The organism is Mycolicibacter sinensis (genome assembly GCF_001667945.1).
Classification (GTDB): Bacteria; Actinomycetota; Actinomycetes; order Mycobacteriales; family Mycobacteriaceae; genus Mycobacterium; species Mycobacterium sinense_B.
Window position 1 is genome coordinate 1 of the sequence record NZ_LZJK01000069.1, and the last position, 18884, is coordinate 18884.

21 protein-coding genes are annotated in these 18884 nt (G+C 68.0%); 5 read left to right on the forward strand and 16 right to left on the reverse strand.

Annotation, left to right across the window (positions count from 1 at the left end):
- The coding region (locus A5694_RS24280; protein WP_131809553.1) for an HNH endonuclease signature motif containing protein at positions 1 to 369 on the forward strand (369 nt) is incomplete at its 5' end.
- Between the two features lie 15 nt (positions 370 to 384).
- Here the strand turns inward: A5694_RS24280 and A5694_RS09270 are convergent.
- Positions 385 to 594, reverse strand: a complete 210-nt coding sequence (locus A5694_RS09270; protein ID WP_234786516.1) for a hypothetical protein — start codon at positions 592 to 594, stop codon at positions 385 to 387.
- A 125-nt stretch (positions 595 to 719) separates the two neighbouring features.
- On the opposite strand from A5694_RS09270, the gene A5694_RS09275 reads away from it, so the two are divergent.
- On the forward strand, positions 720 to 1028 hold the full coding sequence (locus A5694_RS09275) for a CDGP domain-containing protein (RefSeq protein ID WP_064921547.1): 309 nt from the start codon (positions 720 to 722) through the stop codon (positions 1026 to 1028).
- Positions 1029 to 1034: 6 nt separating this feature from the next.
- On the opposite strand, the gene A5694_RS09280 is transcribed toward A5694_RS09275, so the two are convergent.
- From A5694_RS09280 to A5694_RS09310, 7 genes are all read right to left on the reverse strand, one after another.
- Positions 1035 to 1490: a flavodoxin family protein gene (locus A5694_RS09280; protein WP_064921548.1), complete on the reverse strand. Its 456-nt coding sequence runs from the start codon at positions 1488 to 1490 to the stop codon at positions 1035 to 1037.
- Positions 1487 to 1942, reverse strand: coding sequence for a hypothetical protein (locus A5694_RS09285; protein WP_064921549.1), 456 nt, complete (start codon positions 1940 to 1942; stop codon positions 1487 to 1489). Before A5694_RS09285 ends, A5694_RS09280 begins: the two co-directional genes overlap by 4 nt.
- A 10-nt stretch (positions 1943 to 1952) precedes the next feature.
- Positions 1953 to 2690: a 4-hydroxy-tetrahydrodipicolinate reductase gene (gene dapB / locus A5694_RS09290; RefSeq protein WP_064921550.1), complete on the reverse strand. Its 738-nt coding sequence runs from the start codon at positions 2688 to 2690 to the stop codon at positions 1953 to 1955.
- Between the two features lie 76 nt (positions 2691 to 2766).
- A complete protein-coding gene (locus tag A5694_RS09295; RefSeq protein ID WP_064921551.1) occupies positions 2767 to 3783 on the reverse strand; it encodes an alpha/beta hydrolase in 1017 nt (338 codons plus the stop codon).
- 74 nt (positions 3784 to 3857) lie between these two features.
- Positions 3858 to 4931, reverse strand: coding sequence for a PDR/VanB family oxidoreductase (locus A5694_RS09300; protein WP_064921552.1), 1074 nt, complete (start codon positions 4929 to 4931; stop codon positions 3858 to 3860).
- A 1-nt stretch (position 4932) separates the two neighbouring features.
- Positions 4933 to 5847, reverse strand: a complete 915-nt coding sequence (locus A5694_RS09305; protein WP_064921553.1) for an alpha/beta fold hydrolase — start codon at positions 5845 to 5847, stop codon at positions 4933 to 4935.
- Positions 5848 to 5867: 20 nt separating this feature from the next.
- On the reverse strand, positions 5868 to 6776 hold the full coding sequence (locus A5694_RS09310) for a metal-dependent hydrolase (protein WP_064921554.1): 909 nt from the start codon (positions 6774 to 6776) through the stop codon (positions 5868 to 5870).
- A 317-nt stretch (positions 6777 to 7093) separates the two neighbouring features.
- On the opposite strand from A5694_RS09310, the gene A5694_RS09315 reads away from it, so the two are divergent.
- Both A5694_RS09315 and A5694_RS25060 read left to right on the forward strand, forming a co-directional pair.
- Positions 7094 to 7393, forward strand: coding sequence for a PE family protein (locus A5694_RS09315; protein ID WP_064921555.1), 300 nt, complete (start codon positions 7094 to 7096; stop codon positions 7391 to 7393).
- Between the two features lie 16 nt (positions 7394 to 7409).
- Positions 7410 to 8621 carry a PPE family protein gene (locus A5694_RS25060; RefSeq protein WP_065019346.1) on the forward strand — a complete coding sequence of 404 codons (1212 nt, stop codon included), beginning with the start codon at positions 7410 to 7412 and terminating at the stop codon, positions 8619 to 8621.
- A 5-nt stretch (positions 8622 to 8626) separates the two neighbouring features.
- Here A5694_RS25060 and A5694_RS09325 read toward each other — a convergent pair whose 3' ends face one another.
- The 5 genes from A5694_RS09325 to A5694_RS09345 all read right to left on the reverse strand — a co-directional run bounded on the left by A5694_RS09325 (position 8627) and on the right by A5694_RS09345 (position 14882).
- A complete protein-coding gene (locus A5694_RS09325) occupies positions 8627 to 9652 on the reverse strand; it encodes a nitronate monooxygenase (RefSeq protein ID WP_064921557.1) in 1026 nt (341 codons plus the stop codon).
- A 15-nt stretch (positions 9653 to 9667) separates the two neighbouring features.
- On the reverse strand, positions 9668 to 10981 hold the full coding sequence (locus A5694_RS09330; RefSeq protein WP_064921558.1) for a M16 family metallopeptidase: 1314 nt from the start codon (positions 10979 to 10981) through the stop codon (positions 9668 to 9670).
- Positions 10959 to 13220, reverse strand: coding sequence for a polyribonucleotide nucleotidyltransferase (locus tag A5694_RS09335; RefSeq protein WP_064921559.1), 2262 nt, complete (start codon positions 13218 to 13220; stop codon positions 10959 to 10961). Before A5694_RS09335 ends, A5694_RS09330 begins: the two co-directional genes overlap by 23 nt.
- A gap of 289 nt (positions 13221 to 13509) precedes the next feature.
- On the reverse strand, positions 13510 to 13779 hold the full coding sequence (rpsO, locus tag A5694_RS09340; RefSeq protein ID WP_064921560.1) for a 30S ribosomal protein S15: 270 nt from the start codon (positions 13777 to 13779) through the stop codon (positions 13510 to 13512).
- A gap of 119 nt (positions 13780 to 13898) precedes the next feature.
- Positions 13899 to 14882 (reverse strand): bifunctional riboflavin kinase/FAD synthetase, encoded by a 984-nt coding sequence (locus tag A5694_RS09345; protein ID WP_064921561.1) that lies wholly within the window; start codon positions 14880 to 14882, stop codon positions 13899 to 13901.
- 24 nt (positions 14883 to 14906) lie between these two features.
- On the opposite strand from A5694_RS09345, the gene mntR reads away from it, so the two are divergent.
- Positions 14907 to 15605 carry a manganese-binding transcriptional regulator MntR gene (gene mntR, locus A5694_RS09350; protein WP_064921562.1) on the forward strand — a complete coding sequence of 233 codons (699 nt, stop codon included), beginning with the start codon at positions 14907 to 14909 and terminating at the stop codon, positions 15603 to 15605.
- A 3-nt stretch (positions 15606 to 15608) separates the two neighbouring features.
- Here mntR and A5694_RS09355 read toward each other — a convergent pair whose 3' ends face one another.
- Genes A5694_RS09355 through A5694_RS09365 form a run of 3 tightly spaced genes read right to left on the reverse strand, consistent with a single transcriptional unit; the run spans position 15609 to position 18868 of the window.
- Positions 15609 to 16493 (reverse strand): metal-dependent hydrolase, encoded by an 885-nt coding sequence (locus tag A5694_RS09355; RefSeq protein WP_064921563.1) that lies wholly within the window; start codon positions 16491 to 16493, stop codon positions 15609 to 15611.
- A gap of 28 nt (positions 16494 to 16521) precedes the next feature.
- Positions 16522 to 17598, reverse strand: coding sequence for an AraC family transcriptional regulator (locus A5694_RS09360; RefSeq protein WP_065019347.1), 1077 nt, complete (start codon positions 17596 to 17598; stop codon positions 16522 to 16524).
- A gap of 19 nt (positions 17599 to 17617) precedes the next feature.
- Positions 17618 to 18868 carry an acyl-CoA dehydrogenase family protein gene (locus tag A5694_RS09365; RefSeq protein WP_064921564.1) on the reverse strand — a complete coding sequence of 417 codons (1251 nt, stop codon included), beginning with the start codon at positions 18866 to 18868 and terminating at the stop codon, positions 17618 to 17620.
- Positions 18869 to 18884: the final 16 nt, after the last annotated feature.

The window sequence follows — 18884 nt, forward strand, 5'->3', positions numbered from 1 at the left end:
TGCGACATCGACCACGCCATCGCCTACCCGATCGGGCCGACCCACCCCGCCAACCTGCGCTGCCTCTGCCGAAAACACCACCTACTCAAAACCTTCTGGACCGGCCCCACAGGCTGGCACGACACCCAACACCCCGACGGCACAATAAACTGGACCAGCCCCACCGGCCACACCTACACCACCCGACCCGGCAGCACACTGCTGTTCCCCACCCTATGCACACCCACCGGCACACCACCGCCACCACCGCCACCACCCACACCAAACACCGACCGCGGCCTAATGATGCCCACCCGCACACGCACCCGAACCCAAGACCGCGCCCACCACATCAACTCCGAACGCGCCCTCAACAAAACCCCAACCTGACGAGCGGGCGGGCAACTAGCTCTTGAAGGGCAGGATCTTATTGAGCTGGTCGAGCGACTTGCGCAGGTCGTGGATGAGCGCGGTGCCCCTAGCGGTCTGCGCCACGGCATAGATGCCGTCCTGGTGCTCGGCCAGCTCCGCGATGTTCTGGTAGGCCGCGCGCACGGATTCCAGCGTGCGCGCAAGCAGGTCCGTGGTGGACACGGTGTCGTTTGCTTGGGTCACGGTATGGGAGCCTATCGCTTCGCCCCCGGCGAGAGTCTGAAAACCGCGGAGCGCTCAACCTGGCAAACACCTGCGACATCCGGCGTAGTCTCTCGACAACACGACGGGGCGGGAAGGAGACGGCCGTGAAGCGCTATCTCACCGGGGGCTTGGCCGCCACGCTGGCTGCCGCCGGGCTGATGACCGGGTGGCTGGTCGCCTCGGCGCCGGTGGCCCATGCCGGTTGTCAGGACAACCCGCTGCTGTTCTTCTCCACCGCCCAGAAGTGCGACGGCCCGGTTCAGCCCGACGGTAGCTGGCAGCGCTGCGTGATCTACTACTACGAGCCGCCGAAATCGCCACCGTCGCAGCAGGACTGTCACCAGATGGGCCCGCTGGGCCGACAGTATCCGTTCCACTCGTTCTACCAGCCGGAGACGCACATCGGTCCGTAGCGGTGCTCAGTCCATCAACTGGGCGGCCACCGTCGCACCGAGTTCCCAGCACGCTTCCAATTCGGCCTTGCCGGGCTTGCCGGAGACCACCACATAGTCAGCGGCCTTCACCCACCCCAGGCCGGTCGTGATGGCGTCGACCGCACGTTCGGCGCCCTCGGTGCCTTCGTTGCCGTGCAGATACAGCCCGAAGGGCCGACCGCGGGTCGAGTCCAGGATCGGGTAGTAGCACACGTCGAAGGCGTGCTTGAGGGCGCCGCTGAGATAGCCCAGGTTGGCCGGGCTGCCCAACAGGTAGCCGTCGGCCGAGAGCATGTCGGTCGGCGACACCGCCAGCGCCGCGCGACGCACCACCTCGACTCCCTCGATCTCCGGGGTACCGGCCCCGGAGACCACCGCCTCGAACATGGCCTGGCAGTACGGCGAGGGCGTGTGGTGAACCACCAGCAGCGTCTTGCTCATCGGCTCTCCTGCAGCCGGACCGCGGTTTTCATCGCCTCCCGCGCCCGGCGACGGTCCCCGGCGTACTCATAGGCGCGGGCCAGCCGGTACCAGCGCCGCCAGTTGTCCGGGTCGGCGTCGAGTTCGGCGCGCACCGTGTGGAACAGGGCATCGGCGGCGTCGCGTTCGATACGACCCGACGGCCGTCGCGGCAACGCACTGGCGTCCAGTTCCATCCCGTCGACGGCGATCAACCGGGACAGCCGCTGGTGGGCGAGGCCGTCGCGCAGGGTGGCGATCATCGCCCACAGCCCGATGAACGGCATGATCAGCAGCGCCAGGCCCATCCCGATCGCCGGTAACGAGCCGGAGGTGATCAGCAGCACCGCGATCCGGCCCAAGAACACCAGATACATCAGCAGCGCCAGGCACATGAAGGCGATGAGCGCCTTAATCCGGGTGGCCGCCGACACTTCGACTACCTTATTTCAGGTCGAGGAGAGGCTCGATGCCGATCGTCAGCCCGGGGAATTCGGCGACGCGACGTACCGCCAGCAGCACCCCGGGAACGAACGACGTCCGGTCGATGCTGTCGTGGCGAATGGTGAGCGTTTCGCCCATGGTCCCGAACAGCACCTCCTGGTGGGCGACCAGCCCGGCCAGCCGTACCGAGTGCACCGGAACACCGTCGACGTCGGCGCCCCGCGCTCCGGGCAGGCCGGTGCTGGTGGCATCGGGGTTGGGCGGCAGTCCTTTTCGGGCCTCGGCGATCAGCGCGGCGGTGCGGGCCGCGGTGCCCGAAGGCGCATCGGCCTTCTGCGGGTGGTGCAGCTCGATGACCTCTACCGATTCGAAGTACTTGGCGGCCTGGACCGCGAAGTGCATCGACAGCACCGCCCCGATGGCGAAGTTGGGTGCGATCAGCACCGACGCCCCGGGTTTGGCCGCCAACCAGGAGCGGACCTGCTCGAGCCGCTCCTGCGTGAACCCCGTGGTGCCGACCACGGCGTGAATTCCGTTGTCGATCAAGAACTTCAGATTGCCCATCACGACGTCGGGGTGGGTGAAGTCAATCACGACCTCGGTGCCGCCGTCGGTCAGCAGGCTCAGCTCGTCACCGGCGTCGATCTCGGCGGACAGGGTCAGATCCTCGGCGGCGCGCACCGCCGCAACCATCGTGGCGCCGACTTTGCCCTTGGCGCCCAGCACTGCTACCCGCATGGCTGCAACCCTAGCGGGGACGGCGAGCGCGACGAAGCCGGGCGCGGGGTCGCCGCTGTCAACACGGCAGCGCCCCTCAGGACACCTCCCGGCGGGCCTCGCCGGGCCGGTCGGCCTCGACCAGGCGTTCGGTCACGAAGCGGCACATCTGATCGAACGCCGCCCGGCTGTCCGGCAGGAACGGGAAGAGCGCCGGGAAGGCGTGCAGTTCACGCGCCCACACCTCAAGGCGGCTGGGCCGGCCCAGTTGCGCCAGCGCGGCGTGCAGGCGTTCTGCATCGCAGCGCAGGATCTCCGACTCGGCAGCGAGCAGCAGCGCCGGTGGCATCGTGTCCAACCGGCCGTTGATCGGCGACAGCGCGTGGCGCATGCTCGGCGACGGGCACACCAGATCAACGATGTCGGGCAGCACCGCCGGAATGCCGAAGGCGTCGGCGGTCCGGTTCGAGTGGGTGCTGCGCGCGACACCGTCGAGCTCCAGCAGCGCCGAGATCCCGATCACCCCGGCCGGAGCGGGCAGGCCCCGTTGTTGACCGGTCAGCGCGGTCGCGAACGCCAGGAACCCACCGGCGGAGTCACCCACCAGCACCGTTTTGGCCGGGTCGGCGCCAAGACCGAGCAGCCACCGGTAGGCGCCGACACAATCGTCCACCGAACCGTCCACCGTCACCTGCGGATACTGCCGGTAATCGACGTGGACGACCGGCAGCCGGGTGCGGCGGGCGAGCTTGGCCACCACATGCAGATGGGTGTCCAGGCCGCCGGTGACGAAGCCGCCGCCGTGGAAATACAGGATGACGCCGTCGCGGAACGCCTCGCCGAGGGGCCGGCCGCGATCAGCCGCCCGCACGACCTCGACCGGGACGGCGGCGGCCTCACCGCGGGTGAAGCTCACCCCCAGGAACGGCCGCACCCGCTGCAGCTTGGCCAGGGTGTTGATCCGACGGCCCATCGTCGTCATCCGGCCGGCGACGGTTCCGGTGCCGGCGTGCAGCACCAGGCGCCGCACCAGGCGCGGGGTGATGGCATGGGCGACCGCGTAGATCAGCTTGGCGGGAAGACTTGCAGGATGTATCGAACCGGCTCCGGGCATCCGGGAAGTCTAGGGGGACAGCTGAGCGGGCGCCGTGATTCGTCGAAATCGACTGGAAGTTAACGCCAATTCGCTCACGCGTCGATGACGATCCGGCCGCCGTTGGCCCGGGAGACGCAGACGAGCATCTCGTCGTCGCCCTCCGCGGTGCGCCCGCGCCGGTCGACATCACCGGAGACCACCTTGACTTTGCAGGTACCGCAGAACCCCTGCCGGCACGAGCATGCCGTCGTCGGGTCGGCGTCGAGCATCACATCCAGGGCCGAACGGTCCGCCGGGACCTGCAGCAGCCGCCGCGACCGGGCGAGCTCCAGCTCGAAGGGCAGGCCGTCCACCACCGGCGGCGGGCTGAACCGCTCGTAGTGCAGCGGCGCATCGGCATGTTGGTCACGGGTGGTGCGCACCGCTTCGAGCATGGCGGGCGGCCCGCACACATAGACCGCGGTCTGCGGACCGGCGCCGGCCAGCAGTTCGTCGGTGCCGGCGAACCGCCCGTGCTCGTCGTCGGCCCACACCGTGACCCGCTCGGGATCGACTCCCAGTACCTCGTCGAGCAGCGGCATGTCGGCCCGACTGCGGCCGGCATAGACCGCGCGCCAATCGATTCCGCGTTGCGCCGCCTCGCGCAGCATCGGCAGCATCGGGGTCACCCCGATGCCGCCGATGACGAACAGCACGTCGCTCTCACCGGTGCCGAGATAGAACGCGTTACGCGGGCCCTCGAACACCAAGGTGTCGCCCACCGCGTAGGACTCGTGCATCTCCACCGAGCCGCCGCCGCCGTCGTCGAGCCGCCGCACCGCGATGCGGTACTCGGTGCGCCGCCCCGGCACACCGCACAGCGAGTACTGTCGGCGACGCCCCGACGGCAGCTGGACATCGATGTGACCGCCCGGGGTCCAGGACGGCAGCAGCCCACGAGGGTCTGCGATCGTCAGGGCCACCACGTCGTCGGTGAGCATCTCGCGCTTGGTGACGACCGCGGTGATGGTCCGTGAGACCGGGGCGACCCGCGACGGCTTCCAGCGCGACAGCCCCGAGACCCCGCCGAACAGCGTGACCGCCATCCACAGCATGTTGTAGAAGCGATCGTGTTTGCGCCGGCCGTAGAGGTCGGCGGGCCGGGAACTCCAGATCCTTTGCGGCATATCAGCTTTGCCGAGACTCGGGTGCGCCGGCATTGTCGGCCACAGCCCGCTCCACCCAGTCGGCGGTGTGCCGGGCGATCATCTCGGGCCGGTCGGTCACCACCCAGTGCCCACCGTCGATGTCCAGCACCCGGTGCCGGCGCGGGATCGAGCCGGTGAACCGCTGCAAGGCGGGGCTGACGAACAGGTCCAGCCGCGGTGCAAGCACCTGCACAGCGACCTCGGTGACCGGAAGCGGCGCGGACGGCTTCAAAAACGGTCGCGGCATGTTGGCCCGGTAGAGGTTGAGTCCGTTGACGTAGTCGTTCTCGCCGCGGTGCGTGGCCCACCGCTGACCGCCGGAGCGGCCGATGCGCTCCAGGGTGTCGATGAGTTTGCCGCCGAATCCGGACCGGAACAGCGCCTCGGGCAATCGGGGGGTCAAAAACAGCCAGATGTAGGACGACTCCAGCAACTGTCGAATCACATCCACGACCGCCCGCAGGTTGCGCGGTGACCGCAGGAACCGGCCGGCGTAATCCAGGTGGGGCCCGGAAATCGAGGTGTAGGAAGCGATTTTGGAGGCGACACACGGGTCGGTGACCGCCGCCCAGCCCTGGATCGATCCCCAGTCGTGGCCCAGCAGGTGAACCTGCTCCACGCCGAGGTGGGCGATCACCGCGCCGACGTCGGCGGTCAGCTGAGGAAGCCGGTAACCGGACCTGTCCGCCGGTGCCGCAGACGCACCCGCGCCGCGCACGTCGTAGGCGACGACGTTGTAGCGGCCGGTGTCGGCGAGCGCCTCGGCCACGCCGTCCCAGACGTGGTGATTGTCCGGATAGCCGTGGATCGCCAGGATCGTCGGCCGCTGCGGGTCCACGTCGGTGTAGGTATGCACCGCCAGTGTGACACCGTCGGATGCGGTCAGAGTGGTCATGGGGCCTCTTCTTCCGGTGGTCAATGCGTGGCGCGGGCGGCGGGGGAAACTGCGAGGTAGTTGACCGCCTTCTCCACCCCGCCCAGTTGCGCCGGGTGAAAGCCCGGCCGGTAGTAGGAGGCGATGGCGGGCAGGAATTCAAACGGGGCGGGCACCAGGCCGCGACGCGCCACCGCGAACCAGTCCCGCCAGCGCGGCTTGGTTCCCGGTGGCAGCTGCGGGTCCACCTTGTACATGAACCGCAGCCCGCGCACCCACAGCAACAGCATCAGCGGGGTGACGGCCAGCTGGGTGCGAACCTGCCGGAGATATCCGGCCCGCAGGTGCTTCATCACGTCGAAGGCCACGGCCTTGTGCTCGACCTCTTCGGCGCCGTGCCAGCGCAGCATGTCCAGCATCGCTGGATGCGCCCCGACCGCATCCAGCGCCGGGCTGTCGAGCACCCACTCCCCCAGAATCGCCGTGTAGTGCTCGACGGCGGCCACCAGCGCCACCCGTTCCAGCAGCCAGCGCTGCTGGCGGCGCTTGCTCCAGTGCGGCCGGTCCCCGAGCAGGCGAGCGAACAACCACTTGATCTGGCCGGTGAACGGCGACATGTCGACGCCGCGCGCGGCCAGGTGGTCGACGACGCCGGCGTGCGCCTGGGAGTGGGTGGCCTCCTGCCCGATGAATCCCTGCACGTCGAGGCGCAGTTGGTCGTCCTTGATCAGCGGCAGCGCCTGCTTGAACACCTCGACGAAGAACTCCTCGCCGGCGGGCAGTAGCAGGTGCAGCACGTTGCAGAAGTGGGTGGCGAAGGGTTCCCCGGGTACGTAGTGCACCGGAAGGTCCGACCAGTCGAAGTCGACGTCCCGGGCCTGCAGGACGATCCGCTCGTGGTCCAGCGCTCCGTCGTGTGGGCCGGCCGCGCTGTCGTCAACCTTGAGCATGTCAACCCCCATTTACAAAGAGCCAGCTTTTGTCTTTGTCGTGGACAGATAATTCGCCAGGGTACAACGATACCACCGGTACCGGCTAGATCGACATCCTCGCCGAATTTGCGCCAGCGTCAATACCTCAAACCGGCCATCACGTCAACATGAGCGATCATTAACTTTTTTGTAAACGTCTCGTTGCGGCCGTTAAGACTTCGTTAACCAGCTTGGAAGTCGGGGCGGCTGTCGGGAAACGTGGCTCCCATAAGGGCCGACTCCACCAAGAAGCTGGCCCTTTTCCATGTCTGCTGCCGTATTTGAGGAGAGCCCTGTTGTCGTTCGTAACCGCACATCCTGAGGCGATGGCAACCGCCGCCAATTGTTTGTCGAGCACCGGAGTCGCGCTCGCGGCCCAAAACGCGGCGGCGGCGGTCCCGACAACCGCAGTGGTGCCGCCGGCCGCCGACGAGGTCTCGGCGATGCTCGCCGCGCGATTCGCCGTCCAAGCGCAGCAGTACCACCAGATCAGCGCGCAAGCCGCAGCTATTCACGAGACGTTTGTGGCCACCCTCAACGGCGGCGCGAACGCCTACGCCACCGCCGAGGCCGCCAACGCGATCGCGGCCGGATAAGGCAGGAGACACAGCAGTGGATTTCGCAGCGCTCCCGCCGGAAGTCAACTCCGGTCGCATGTACGCCGGCCCTGGTTCAGGGTCGCTGCTGGCCGCCTCGGCGGCCTGGGATGAGTTGGCCGCCGAACTGCACACCGCGGCGGCAAGCTACCGGTCGGTGGTCACGGAGTTGACCAGTGGCCCCTGGCTGGGACCGGCATCGACGAAGATGGCCGCCGCGGCCGCACCGTATGCCACCTGGCTCAGCGCCACCGCTGAGCAAGCCGAGCAGACCAGCGCCCAGGCGAAGGCCGCGGCCGCGGCGCATGCGAGCGCGTTCGCGATGACTGTTCCGCCGGCGGTGATCGCCGCCAACCGCATGCAGTTGGCGACGCTGGTCGCAACGAACTTCTTCGGCCAGAACGCCCCGGCGATCGCCGCCACCGAGGCCCTCTACGGCGAGATGTGGGCCCAAGACGCGTCCGCGATGTACAGCTACGGCGCTGCCGCCGAGGCCGCATCGCAGATGACACCGTTCAGCACCCCGCCCCAGACGGCCGACGCGGGCGGCGTGGCCGCGGAAGGCGTTTCGGCCACCGATGCGCTCGGGGAGGCGGCCACCGACGTGGCTGGGGACGCGGCCGGCCAGGCCTCCTCGTCCCTCCCGCAGACGATGCAGGGCTTGCCGAGCACGCTGCCGTCCCCAGCGGAAGCGCTGGCAGCAGACGGCCTGGCGCTTCCACCCATTTTCAGCGACCTGTCGACGCTGGGCGCCGCCCCGGTCTCGACCATGATGAGCAGCGCCATCATCGCCGCGTTCATCCCCGAATACCTGATCGCCGCCGCCGATCTCCCGTCGCCCTTCGGCCTGGCGGAAGCAGCCCCGGCCGCCATCGCGGCCGGCCTGCCGTTGGGCCTGACGCCGACGCTGGCCCCTGCGGGCCTGACATCGGCAACATCGGCGGCCTCGGCGGCGATCGGCAACGCGGCCTCGGTCAGCGGCCTGTCGGTTCCCAGGGCCTGGGCCACCGCAGCCCCGGAGATGCGGCTCGCCGCCGCTGAGTTCCCGATGGCCAACGTGGTCGCGACCGAACGCGCCGGCGGGATGTTGAGCGGCATGCCGCTGTTCGGCGGTGCTCCGCTGATGGCGATGGATGGGCGCGGCGGCGCCGGCTCACGAAATCACAAGGCATCCGAAGAGGACGCAAAGCGGAAGGCAGTCAAGGGCCGACGGTCCACCATGTGGTGAGCGGATCAACCCGACGCCAGCGCCGCGACGATGTCGGCGGCCGGGCCCGGGCGGGCGGTCCGGTAGGCGGTCCCGGCCCACAGGCTGGTGCCGTGCGGGTCGTCCACCGCCACCGCCGCCGCCCGGATCGGTGTGGTCATGTGGTTGATCTCGGGGTATCCCACCGGCGCCACGTTGTCGAGGGTCCGGGTGAAGTCGTTTTCCAGTCCGCGCGCGTAGCGGCCGGAGAACGCACACGTCACCGTGGTGTTGCTGAATTCCGGATTCGTCAGCGCCGCACGGTGCGTCGGATTGGTGCCCGCCTCATCCGAGAGCAGCAGTGCGGTACCGACCTGCGCGGCCACCGCACCCCGTCCCAGCACGCCGGCGACGTCGGCGGCGGTGCCCAGGCCACCGGCCGCTACCAGCGGGACGTCGCGGTGGGCATGGCTGATCTCGGCCAGCAGCTCCTCGAGAGGTTCGCTGCCGGGGCGCACATCGGGCGCGAAAGTACCGCGATGACCGCCGGCGCGGGGGCCCTGCACCACCAGGGCATCGGCGCCGTGCGCCACCGCGACGCCGGCCTCATAAGCCGAGGTCACCGTGACTACGGTCAGGATGCGTAGCGCACGCAGCTTCGCCAGGTCCTCCGGCGCCGGCGTCCCGAACGTGAACGACACCACGGTGGGCCGCAGGTCGGCGATCACGTCGAACTTCTCCGGCCAGCAGTCGTCGTCGCCGAAGCGGGGCCGGCCCAATTCGACGCCGTAGTGCTCGGCCAGTGGTTCCAGCAGGTCGGCATACTCGTCGAGCAGCACCAGATCGGCGTCGCTGGGTTGCGGCACAAACAGATTGGCCCCGATCGGGCCGGCGGTGGCGCTGCGGGCGGCGGCGATGTCGTCGGCCAGTTGTTGCGGGGTACGGTAGCCGCCCGCGACGAATCCCAGCCCGCCCGCCTGCGACACCGCGGCCGCCAGCGCCGGTGTGCTGGGACCGCCGGCCATCGGCGCACCGACCAGGGGGACCGCGAGTTCGGAGAAGCTGAAAGCCATTCCCCTACCCTGCCATCAACCGGCCAGCGCCCGCAGCCGGCGGGGCAGCGCCCCTTTCGACCGGTAGGGGCCCAGTACCGCCACCCCGTAGGGTCCGCGCAACAGTCGGTGCGCCACCGCGTTGACCTCTTCGACGGTGACTGCGTTCAGCTCCCGCAGCGTGCGGGAGATGGGACGGTAGCGTCCGTAGTTCAATTCGGTACGACCCAACCGGTGCATCCGCGAACCCGAATCCTCCAGGCCCAGAAGCAATCCGCCGCGTAACGAACCTTTCGCGATCCGGCACTCTTCAGCACTGATGCCGTCACGCGCAACCGAGTCGAGGACTTCGACGGTCACCGCCGCCACTTCGGCGAATCGCTCCGGCTGGCAGGCGGTGTAGACCGACAGGGCGCCCGCATCGGCGAAGGTGTCCACCGAAGAGTAGATCGAGTACGCCAACCCGCGGGACTCCCGAACCTGTTGGAACAACCGCGAACTCAATCCCCCACCGAGAGCCGTGTTCAGCACCGCCAGGGCCTGACGGTGCGGCCAGTGCCGCCCCGGGGCGCGCACCCCCAGCGACATGTGGGTCTGGTCGGCGTCACGGTTGACCACGGTCAGCCCGGGAGTGCCCGGCACCCGGGCGGTGCCGCGCCGCGGCGGGGCAGGCTTCTCGCCTCGAATCAGGCGATGCCCGAAGTGTTCTCGCACCAGCGCCACTACGGTGTCGTGATCGACATTGCCGGCCACCGCCACCACCATGCGCTCCGGGGTGTAGCGACGCTGGTGAAACGAGCGCAGCTGGGCGCGGGTCATCGCCGTCACCGATTCGACGTTGCCGATCACCGGCCGTCCGATCGGATGCTCGCCGAACAGCGTCGACAAGAACACATCACCCAGCGCGTCCTCGGGATCGTCGTCGCGCATCGCGAGTTCCTCGAGCACCACGTCGCGTTCGAGGTCGACATCGGCGGCCGCGCAGGACCCGTTGAGCACCACATCGCTGACCAGCGCGACGGCCAGCTCCAGATCGGTGTCGAGCACATGGGCGTAGTAGCAGGTGTGCTCCTTGCCGGTGAAGGCGTTGAGCTCACCGCCGACGGCGTCCATGGCCTGCGCTATGCCGGCCGCCGTGCGAGTCGGGGTGGCCTTGAACAGCAGGTGCTCCAGGAAGTGCGCCGCCCCGGCCACCGTGGCGCCCTCGTCGCGTGATCCGACGCCGACCCAGACGCCCACCGATGCCGAACGGACCCCTGGGAGGTACTCGGTGACCACCCGCAGTCCGCCCGGCAGCGTGGTGCGTCGCAGTGTGGCGCGCGCGATGTCAGCTCTCGGTGGCTGCGGCATCGGCAGGCTCAGTCGACCCCGCTTCTTGGGTCGCGGCGTCCGCTGCATCCTCGACGGGCACCAGCGAGATCTTGCCGCGGTTGTCGATGTCGGCGATCTCCACCCGCAGCTTGTCGCCGACCTTGACGACGTCCTCGACCTTCGCCACGCGCTTGCCCTTGCCGAGCTTGGAGATGTGCACCAGCCCGTCGCGGCCCGGCAGCAGCGAGATGAATGCGCCGAAGTCGGTGGTCTTGACCACGGTGCCCAGGAATCGCTCGCCGATCTTGGGCAGCTGCGGGTTGGCGATCGCGTTGATCTTGTCGATCGCGGCCTGCGCCGAGGGGCCGTCGGTGGCGCCGACGAACACGGTGCCGTCGTCCTCGATGGAGATCTGGGCGCCGGTCTCCTCGGTGATCGAGTTGATCATCTTGCCCTTGGGGCCGATCACCTCACCGATCTTGTCCACCGGAACCTTGATCGTGGTGACCCGCGGCGCGTACGGGCTCATCTCGTCGGGGGCGTCGATGGCCTCGGCCATCACCTCCAGGATGGTCAGCCGCGCGTCCTTGGCCTGGCTCAGCGCACCGGCGAGCACCTTGGACGGGATGCCGTCGAGCTTGGTGTCCAGCTGCAGCGCGGTGACGAAGTCCTTGGTGCCGGCGACCTTGAAGTCCATGTCGCCGAACGCGTCCTCGGCACCGAGGATGTCGGTGAGCGCGACGAAGCGGCGCTCGGTCTTGCCGTCCACCTCGACATCGTCGGAGACCAGGCCCATCGCGATACCGGCGACCGGAGCCTTCAGCGGCACACCGGCGTTGAGCAGTGCCAGCGTGGACGCGCAGACCGATCCCATCGAGGTGGATCCGTTGGAGCCCAGGGCTTCGGACACCTGCCGGATGGCGTAGGGGAACTCCTCGACGCTGGGCAGCACCGGAACCAGGGCCCGCTCGGCCAAGGCGCCGTGGCCGATCTCGCGGCGCTTGGGCGAACCGACCCGGCCGGTCTCACCGGTGGAGTACGGCGGGAAGTTGTAGTGGTGCATGTAGCGCTTGGAGGTCTCCGGCCCCAGCGAGTCGATCTGCTGCGCCATCTTCATCATGTCCAGCGTGGTCACCCCGAGGATCTGGGTCTCGCCACGCTCGAACAGTGCGCTGCCGTGCGCCCGGGGCACCACCGCCACCTCGGCGGAGAGGGCCCGGATGTCGGTGATACCGCGGCCGTCGATGCGGAAGTGGTCGGTCAGGATGCGCTGGCGCACCAGCTTTTTGGTCAGGCTGCGGTAGGCCGCACTGATCTCCTTCTCGCGGCCCTCGTAGGTCTCGGCCAGGCGCGTCAGCACCTCGGCCTTGATCTCCTCGGTCCGCTCGTCGCGCTCGGCCTTGCCGGCGATGGTCAGCGCCTTGGCCAGCTCGTCGGTGGCGACGGAGGCCACCGCGTAGTAGACGTCCTCGCCGTAGGCGGGGAACAGCGGGTAGTCGCTGGTCGGCTTCCCGGCCGCGTCGGCCAGCTCCTGCTGGGCTTTGCACAGCGCCGCGATGAACGGCTTGGCCGCCTCCATGCCCTCGGCCACCACGGCCTCGGTCGGCGCCTGCGCACCGGCTTCGATCAGCTCGATGACGTTCTCGGTGGCCTCGGCCTCGACCATCATGATCGCCACGTCACCGTCATCGAGGACACGGCCGGCCAGCACCATGTCGAACACCGCGCGCTCGAGCTGCTCGACGGTGGGGAACGCCACCCAGCTGCCGTCGATCAGCGCCACCCGCGCCGCCCCGACCGGGCCGGAGAACGGCAGCCCGGCCAGCTGCGTGGACGCCGAGGCGGCGTTGATCGCCACCACGTCGTAGAGGTCCCGGGGGTCCAGGCTCAGCACGGTCACCACGACCTGGATCTCGTTGCGCAGGCCGTCGACGAACGACGGGCGCAGCGGGCGGTCGGTGAGCCGGCAGGTCAGGATCGCGTCGGTGGACGGCCGGCCCTCGCGACGGAAGAAGGAGCCCGGGATGCGCCCGGCGGCATACATCCGCTCCTCGACGTCGACGGTGAGCGGGAAGAAGTCGAAGTGCTCCTTGGGAGCCTTGCTGGCGGTGGTCGCCGACAGCAGCATGGTCTCGTCGTCGAGGTAGGCCACGACACTGCCGGCCGCCTGCTGGGCCAACCGGCCGGTCTCGAAGCGGATGGTGCGGGTGCCGAAGCTCCCGTTGTCGATGGTGGCGGTGGACTCGAAAACGCCTTCTTCAATTTCAATGGCAGACATGGACGCCGTGCGGCCTTCCTGGTTCGTTTCAGCTGTTTCGCAACGCCAGACGTGGACCAGCGAAGAACCTGGATGCGGCTACGGTCGTCGATCGAAGCGGCCGGATCCTTGAAATCGCAGACCCGGCTGCCACTACCGAAGACCGCCCGACTCAGGTCTGGCCGATCGTGGGAACATGTCCCGTCGTGACGTGCCGGAGTGGCGCGCGCGGACTGCGTACGCCACACCGGTGTCCGGGCGCAAGGCCCGGAACGGTCTCACTCTACACGGCGACGGTTATCGCCGGTTGTCAGCGACGCAGGCCCAGGCGCTCGATGAGCGAGCGGTAACGCGCCACATCGATCTGGGCGAGGTACTTGAGCAGGCGACGCCGCCGGCCGACCAGCAGCAGCAGGCCGCGCCGGGAGTGGTGGTCGTGCTTGTGGGTCTTGAGGTGTTCGGTGAGGTCGACGATCCGCTTGGTCAGCAGCGCGACCTGCGCCTCGGGCGATCCGGTGTCGGTCTCGTGCAGACCGTAGTTGCCCAGGATCTCTTTTTTCTGCTCGGCGGTCAGCGCCACGAAAACATCTCCATCAATGTCGTCCCGCGAAAGGTGATTACGGCGGCCGCCGCGGACTGCAGCACGCCGAGCGGGAAGTCTAGCAGCGCTGTGGCGGACGAACCCAATCGAGCTGCCGGTCAGTCTTCGGCGAGCAGAGTGCGGGTCTTCTCGACGTCGGTGTTCATCACCGCCACCAGGTCCGCCACCGAGTCGAACTTCTCCTGACCGCGGATCCGGCTGACGAAGTCGACGGCGACCCGCTGACCGTACAGGTCGGCGGTTTGATCGAGGATGAACGCCTCGACGGTGCGGGCCCGCCCGGAGAAGGTCGGATTGGTGCCGACCGACACCGCGGCCCGGCAGCGTTGACCGGCGACGACGGTGCCGGGCACCGGGCCGTGTCCCAGCACGGTGAACCACGCGGCATACACCCCGTCGGCCGGGATCGCCGCGTAGGCCGACGGCGCCACGTTGGCGGTCGGAAAGCCCAGGTTCTTCCCGCGGCCGTCGCCGCGCACCACCAGGCCCTCCACCCGGTGTGGCCGGCCCAGGGCCTCGGCGGCGGCCACGACGTCGCCGGCGTCCACGCACGACCGGATGTAGGTCGAGGAGAAGGTGACCGACTGGGCCGGGTCCGAGTCGGCGTGTTCAGCCACCAGCGACACCGACGTGACCGCGAAACCGAACTGCTCGCCGGCGCGGCGCAGCGTCTCGACGTTGCCCGTCGCCTTGCGGCCGAAGGTGAAGTTCTCCCCCACCACCACTTCCACCACGTGCAGGTGCTCGACCAGAAGTTCGTGGATGTAGCGGTCGGGGGTGAGCTTCATGAAATCGGAGGTGAACGGGATCACCAGGAACACGTCCACCCCGGCCTCTTCCACGAGCTCGGCGCGGCGCGCCAACGTGGTCAGCTGCGCGGGGTGGCTGCCGGGGTAGACCACCTCCATCGGGTGCGGGTCGAAGGTCATCAGCACCGTCGGCACGCCGCGGGCTTTACCCGCTTTCACCGCATGTGCGATCAGTTCGGCATGGCCGCGGTGGACACCGTCGAACACGCCGATGGTGAGCACGCACCTGCCCCAGTCTGTGGGGATCTCGTCCTGCCCCCGCCACCGCTGCACAACCGCAAGCCTAAACTGTCGTGTGTGAGCCCTTGGGAGCAGTCGGACGGGCTGACTAGCGTCGCCCAGGACTATCTGAAGGTCATCTGGACCGCGCAGGAATGGTCGCCCGACAGGGTCAGCACCAAGATGCTGGCGGAGAAGATCGGCGTGTCGGCCAGTACCGCCTCGGAGTCGATCCGCAAACTCGCCGAAGCCGGCCTGGTCGACCACGAGAAGTACGGCGCGGTGACGCTCACCGATGAGGGACGCCGTGCTGCGCTCGGGATGGTGCGCCGGCACCGGTTGATCGAGACGTTCCTGGTGCGCGAACTGGGCTACAGCTGGGACGAGGTGCACGACGAGGCCGAGGTGCTCGAACACGCGGTCTCCGATGCCCTGGTGAACCGCATCGACGCCAAGCTGGGGTTCCCGCAGCGCGACCCGCACGGCGACCCGATCCCGGCGGCCGACGGGCAGGTGCCCACACCGCCGGCCCGCCAACTGTGGGCGTGCGCCGACGGCGACACCGGCACGGTGGCCCGTATCTCCGACAACGACCCGGAGATGCTGCGCTACTTCGCCCAGGTGGGTATCAGCCTCGATGCCCGGGTGCGGGTGCTGACTCGCCGCGACTTCGCCGGGATCATCTCGGTGGTGCTGGATTCCCCCGCGGGGGCCGACGGCGAGCAGGCCACGATTGACCTGGGAAGCCCTGCCGCGCAGGCAATTTGGGTGGTATGACCGTCACCTCACGTGGCCGGCGAGCTGACCTGCGGTTCCGAAGAGTTCTTGCTGCCAGCGCGCGACGAGTTCGGTGGTGTCGATCTGGTCGGGGTGAAAGTCCCGCTTGTTGAACGGCCGCATGTCGGAGTAGAAGCCCTTCCACATCGGATTGCGCAGCATCTGCACCGTCTCCTTGAGGATCCGGAACGGTTGACGGCGGCCCTCGACGTCGGTGGTGGCGATCGAGAGCCAGGTGAACAGCACCAGGATCGGGATTCCGCAGTTCTGCGCGAAGCGCATCCACCGGATGCGGGTCGACTCGGGAACGCCGATGGCCCGGTAGACGTCGAAAACGACCGACTTGTGTTCGAGCTCTTCCAGCGCATGCCAGTTCAGCAGATTGCGGATCTCGGGGTCGTACATCATCGCCTGGACCTCGGGGCGTTTGAGGATGTTCTCTGCCCACACCGCGGTGAAATGTTCTGCGGCCACTGTGAACCCGAGGAAGAAGTGGCGAAGTCGCCGCAGCCGGTCCGGGCTGGGATACTGCTTGTCGAGGAACTTCTCCATGCGCTCGGTGCTGCCCAGCAGGTACTTGAACCATGCGGTCGGATATCCCATCGCCGCCAGTTGTTCGTTGAGCTCGCGGTGCTGCAACCCGTGCGTCTTCTCCTGTCCGATGAAGCCGGTCACCCGCTTCTTCAGGTCGGGGTCGTCGATGACATCGACGTAGCGGCGCACCGAACGCACGAAGATGTCCTCGCCCGGCGGGAAGATCGCGGACAGGATCGCCACCAGGTGGCTGAACACGATGCTGCCATCCGCGAAATACCTGTTCGCATCGGGGTGAGCAGCGAAACCGAACTTCATCCGCCGCACCGTCGGGACCGTCATCACATTCGCCATGCCGGCAACGCTAAGCCGGTGGGCGTGACTAGTGAATGAGCGAACCGGACACGGATTTGATCGATTCGGACATCCGGCCGCGATGCCGGCTGGGCGGCGTACCGCCACTCCACCGAAGGAACGCGCGGGTGAACGCGGCGGCTTCGGAGTACCCCAGTTGCCGCGCGGTCTCCTCGACGGTGAGACCCGATCCGAGCAGCGTCGCCGCAAGGGTCGCGCGGACCTCGTCTACCAAGGCTCGGTAACTGGTGTGTTCGGCGGCCAGCCGGCGATGCAGGGTGCGTTCGGTGATGCCCAACTCGGCGGCGATCGTGGCCATCGACGGCAAGGCTCCGGGATCGCGAACCAACCTGCCCCGGACCCGGGCGGCGATCCCCCGACGCTGACGGCGGGTCTGCAGCAACTCCTCACACTGCTGTGCACACGCCTCGGCGGTGGCAGGGTCGGCTGCCGGCATCGCCAGGGCCAGCACATCGGCCGGGATCCTCAATGCGCTGCGCGCCGACGACGTATCGAACTCGACCGTCACCCTGGGGAGATCGATTCGTTCCGTGGGAAATTCGATACCAGGAAGTTCGACCTTGACCTCGATGTCGGATTCGAGCTGACTGAGCAGCAGCGGCACCATGGTGGTCAGTGCGAACAGGTCACGTGCCAGCAGGAAGCTCCGGACGTCGGCCGGGACCGCGCTGTCGTCGAATTCGATGACCACCCCGTCGGCGGTGTCATGCCGGCTCAGCCGGAGAAACGTCGATGACAGGGTCGCGTAGCGGCAGGCGATGTTCACCGCATCACCCAACGTCGGACTCGCCAGCAAGGCGTACCCGAACACCCCCATATTCGCGAAGTTGTACTGGAGTCCGACATCGCAGGCGAATTCATGCGGATCATCGACGCACGCGAGGACGTTGCGCACGATACCCAGCTCCTGGCCGGCCTGTACTTCCGTTGCACTGTCCTCGATGTCCGCCACGCTCAGGCCGGTTCCGGCCAGGCAAGCCGCCACGTCGATGCCGTGCAGCCGGGCGGCCTCTAGCAGATGCCTGCAAGTCGCCGAGGGTCGCGGAATATCCCAATCCGCCTGCGCGGCACCGCCTATCGCCACATGTCCGAATGTATCAAATCTAGCTCAGCAAGCCTTTGGCGATATGGGTGACCTGCACCTCATTGCTGCCGGCGTAGATCATCAGCGATTTGGCGTCGCGGGCCAGTTGTTCCACCCGGTATTCGGCCATGTAGCCGTTGCCGCCGAACAGCTGCACCGCCTCCATCGCCACCTCGGTGGCCGCCTCCGATGAGTACAGCTTCATCGCCGACGCCTCGGCCAGTGACGGCATCTTTCCCGCCCGCACCTTTTCCAGCGTCTGAAACACCATGTTCTGCACGTTGATCCGGGCCACCTCCATCTTGGCCAGCTTGAGTTGGATCAGCTGGAACTGCCCGATGTTCTGGCCCCACAGCGTGCGGGTCTTGGCGTAGTCGACACACAGCCGGTGGCATTCGTTGATGATGCCCAGTGACATCAGCGCGACCCCCGCGCGTTCGGCGACGAAATTGGCCCGGGCGCTTTCTCGCCCGTCACCACCAGTGTGCTGTTCGGTCTCGCCGAGCAACCGGTCCGGCGTGAGCCGCACGTTGTCGAAAAACAACTCACCGGTCGGCGAGGACATCATGCCCATTTTCTTGAACGGCTTGCCCTGGGTCAGCCCGGGCATCCCGGCGTCGAGGACGAAGGTCAACACCGGCCGGTCGCGCCGATCAACGCCCGAGCCGTCGTCCAACTTGGCGTAGACGATCAGCACGTCGGCGTAGGGACCGTTGGTGATGAAGGTCTTCTGCCCGTTGAGGATGTAGTCGCCGGTGCCATCGGCGGCACGCCGCACATAGGTCTTCATCCCGCCGAATGCGTCCGAGCCGGCGTCCGGTTCGGTGATGGCCCAACAGGCGATCTTGTCCAGCGTCATCAGGTCGGGTAGCCAGCGCTCCTTCTGCGCCAGCGTGCCGCGGCTCATGATCGTGGCCGCACCCAGGCCGAGGCTGACCCCGACGGTGGACAGCAGCCCGATGCTGACCCCGGACAGCTCAGAGACCATGATCGCGGCCATCGAGAGCTGACCGCCGAGATCGCCCCTTGCGCCCGGGGACGCGCGGTCGGCCGCAGGCGACGCGGCGTTGGCGCGTTGCTTGTCCAGCATGTTCTTGACGGCCTCACCGGCCATCACGTCCAAACCGAACTCGCTGAACAGCTTGCGCGCGATCGGATAAGGCGCCAGCGCACCGCTTTCCAGCGCGTCCAGCTGCGGCCGGATCTCTTTGTCGATGAAGCCGCGAACGGTGTCGCGCATGATGAGGTCGGTCTCAGACCACTCGAACATAGGGGTTCTCCCGGCG

What these genes read in the sequence shown, in the direction of transcription:
- A5694_RS09280 (WP_064921548.1), bottom strand. Translation starts at nt 1,490, where the DNA reads ATGAGCAAGACGCTGCTGGTGGTTCACCACACGCCCTCGCCGTACTGC.
- dapB (WP_064921550.1), bottom strand. Translation starts at nt 2,690, where the DNA reads ATGCGGGTAGCAGTGCTGGGCGCCAAGGGCAAAGTCGGCGCCACGATG.
- A5694_RS09295 (WP_064921551.1), bottom strand. Translation starts at nt 3,783, where the DNA reads ATGCCCGGAGCCGGTTCGATACATCCTGCAAGTCTTCCCGCCAAGCTG.
- A5694_RS09300 (WP_064921552.1), bottom strand. Translation starts at nt 4,931, where the DNA reads ATGCCGCAAAGGATCTGGAGTTCCCGGCCCGCCGACCTCTACGGCCGG.
- A5694_RS09305 (WP_064921553.1), bottom strand. Translation starts at nt 5,847, where the DNA reads ATGACCACTCTGACCGCATCCGACGGTGTCACACTGGCGGTGCATACC.
- A5694_RS09310 (WP_064921554.1), bottom strand. Translation starts at nt 6,776, where the DNA reads ATGCTCAAGGTTGACGACAGCGCGGCCGGCCCACACGACGGAGCGCTG.
- A5694_RS09325 (WP_064921557.1), bottom strand. Translation starts at nt 9,652, where the DNA reads ATGGCTTTCAGCTTCTCCGAACTCGCGGTCCCCCTGGTCGGTGCGCCG.
- A5694_RS09330 (WP_064921558.1), bottom strand. Translation starts at nt 10,981, where the DNA reads ATGCCGCAGCCACCGAGAGCTGACATCGCGCGCGCCACACTGCGACGC.
- A5694_RS09335 (WP_064921559.1), bottom strand. Translation starts at nt 13,220, where the DNA reads ATGTCTGCCATTGAAATTGAAGAAGGCGTTTTCGAGTCCACCGCCACC.
- A5694_RS09355 (WP_064921563.1), bottom strand. Translation starts at nt 16,493, where the DNA reads ATGGCGAATGTGATGACGGTCCCGACGGTGCGGCGGATGAAGTTCGGT.
- A5694_RS09365 (WP_064921564.1), bottom strand. Translation starts at nt 18,868, where the DNA reads ATGTTCGAGTGGTCTGAGACCGACCTCATCATGCGCGACACCGTTCGC.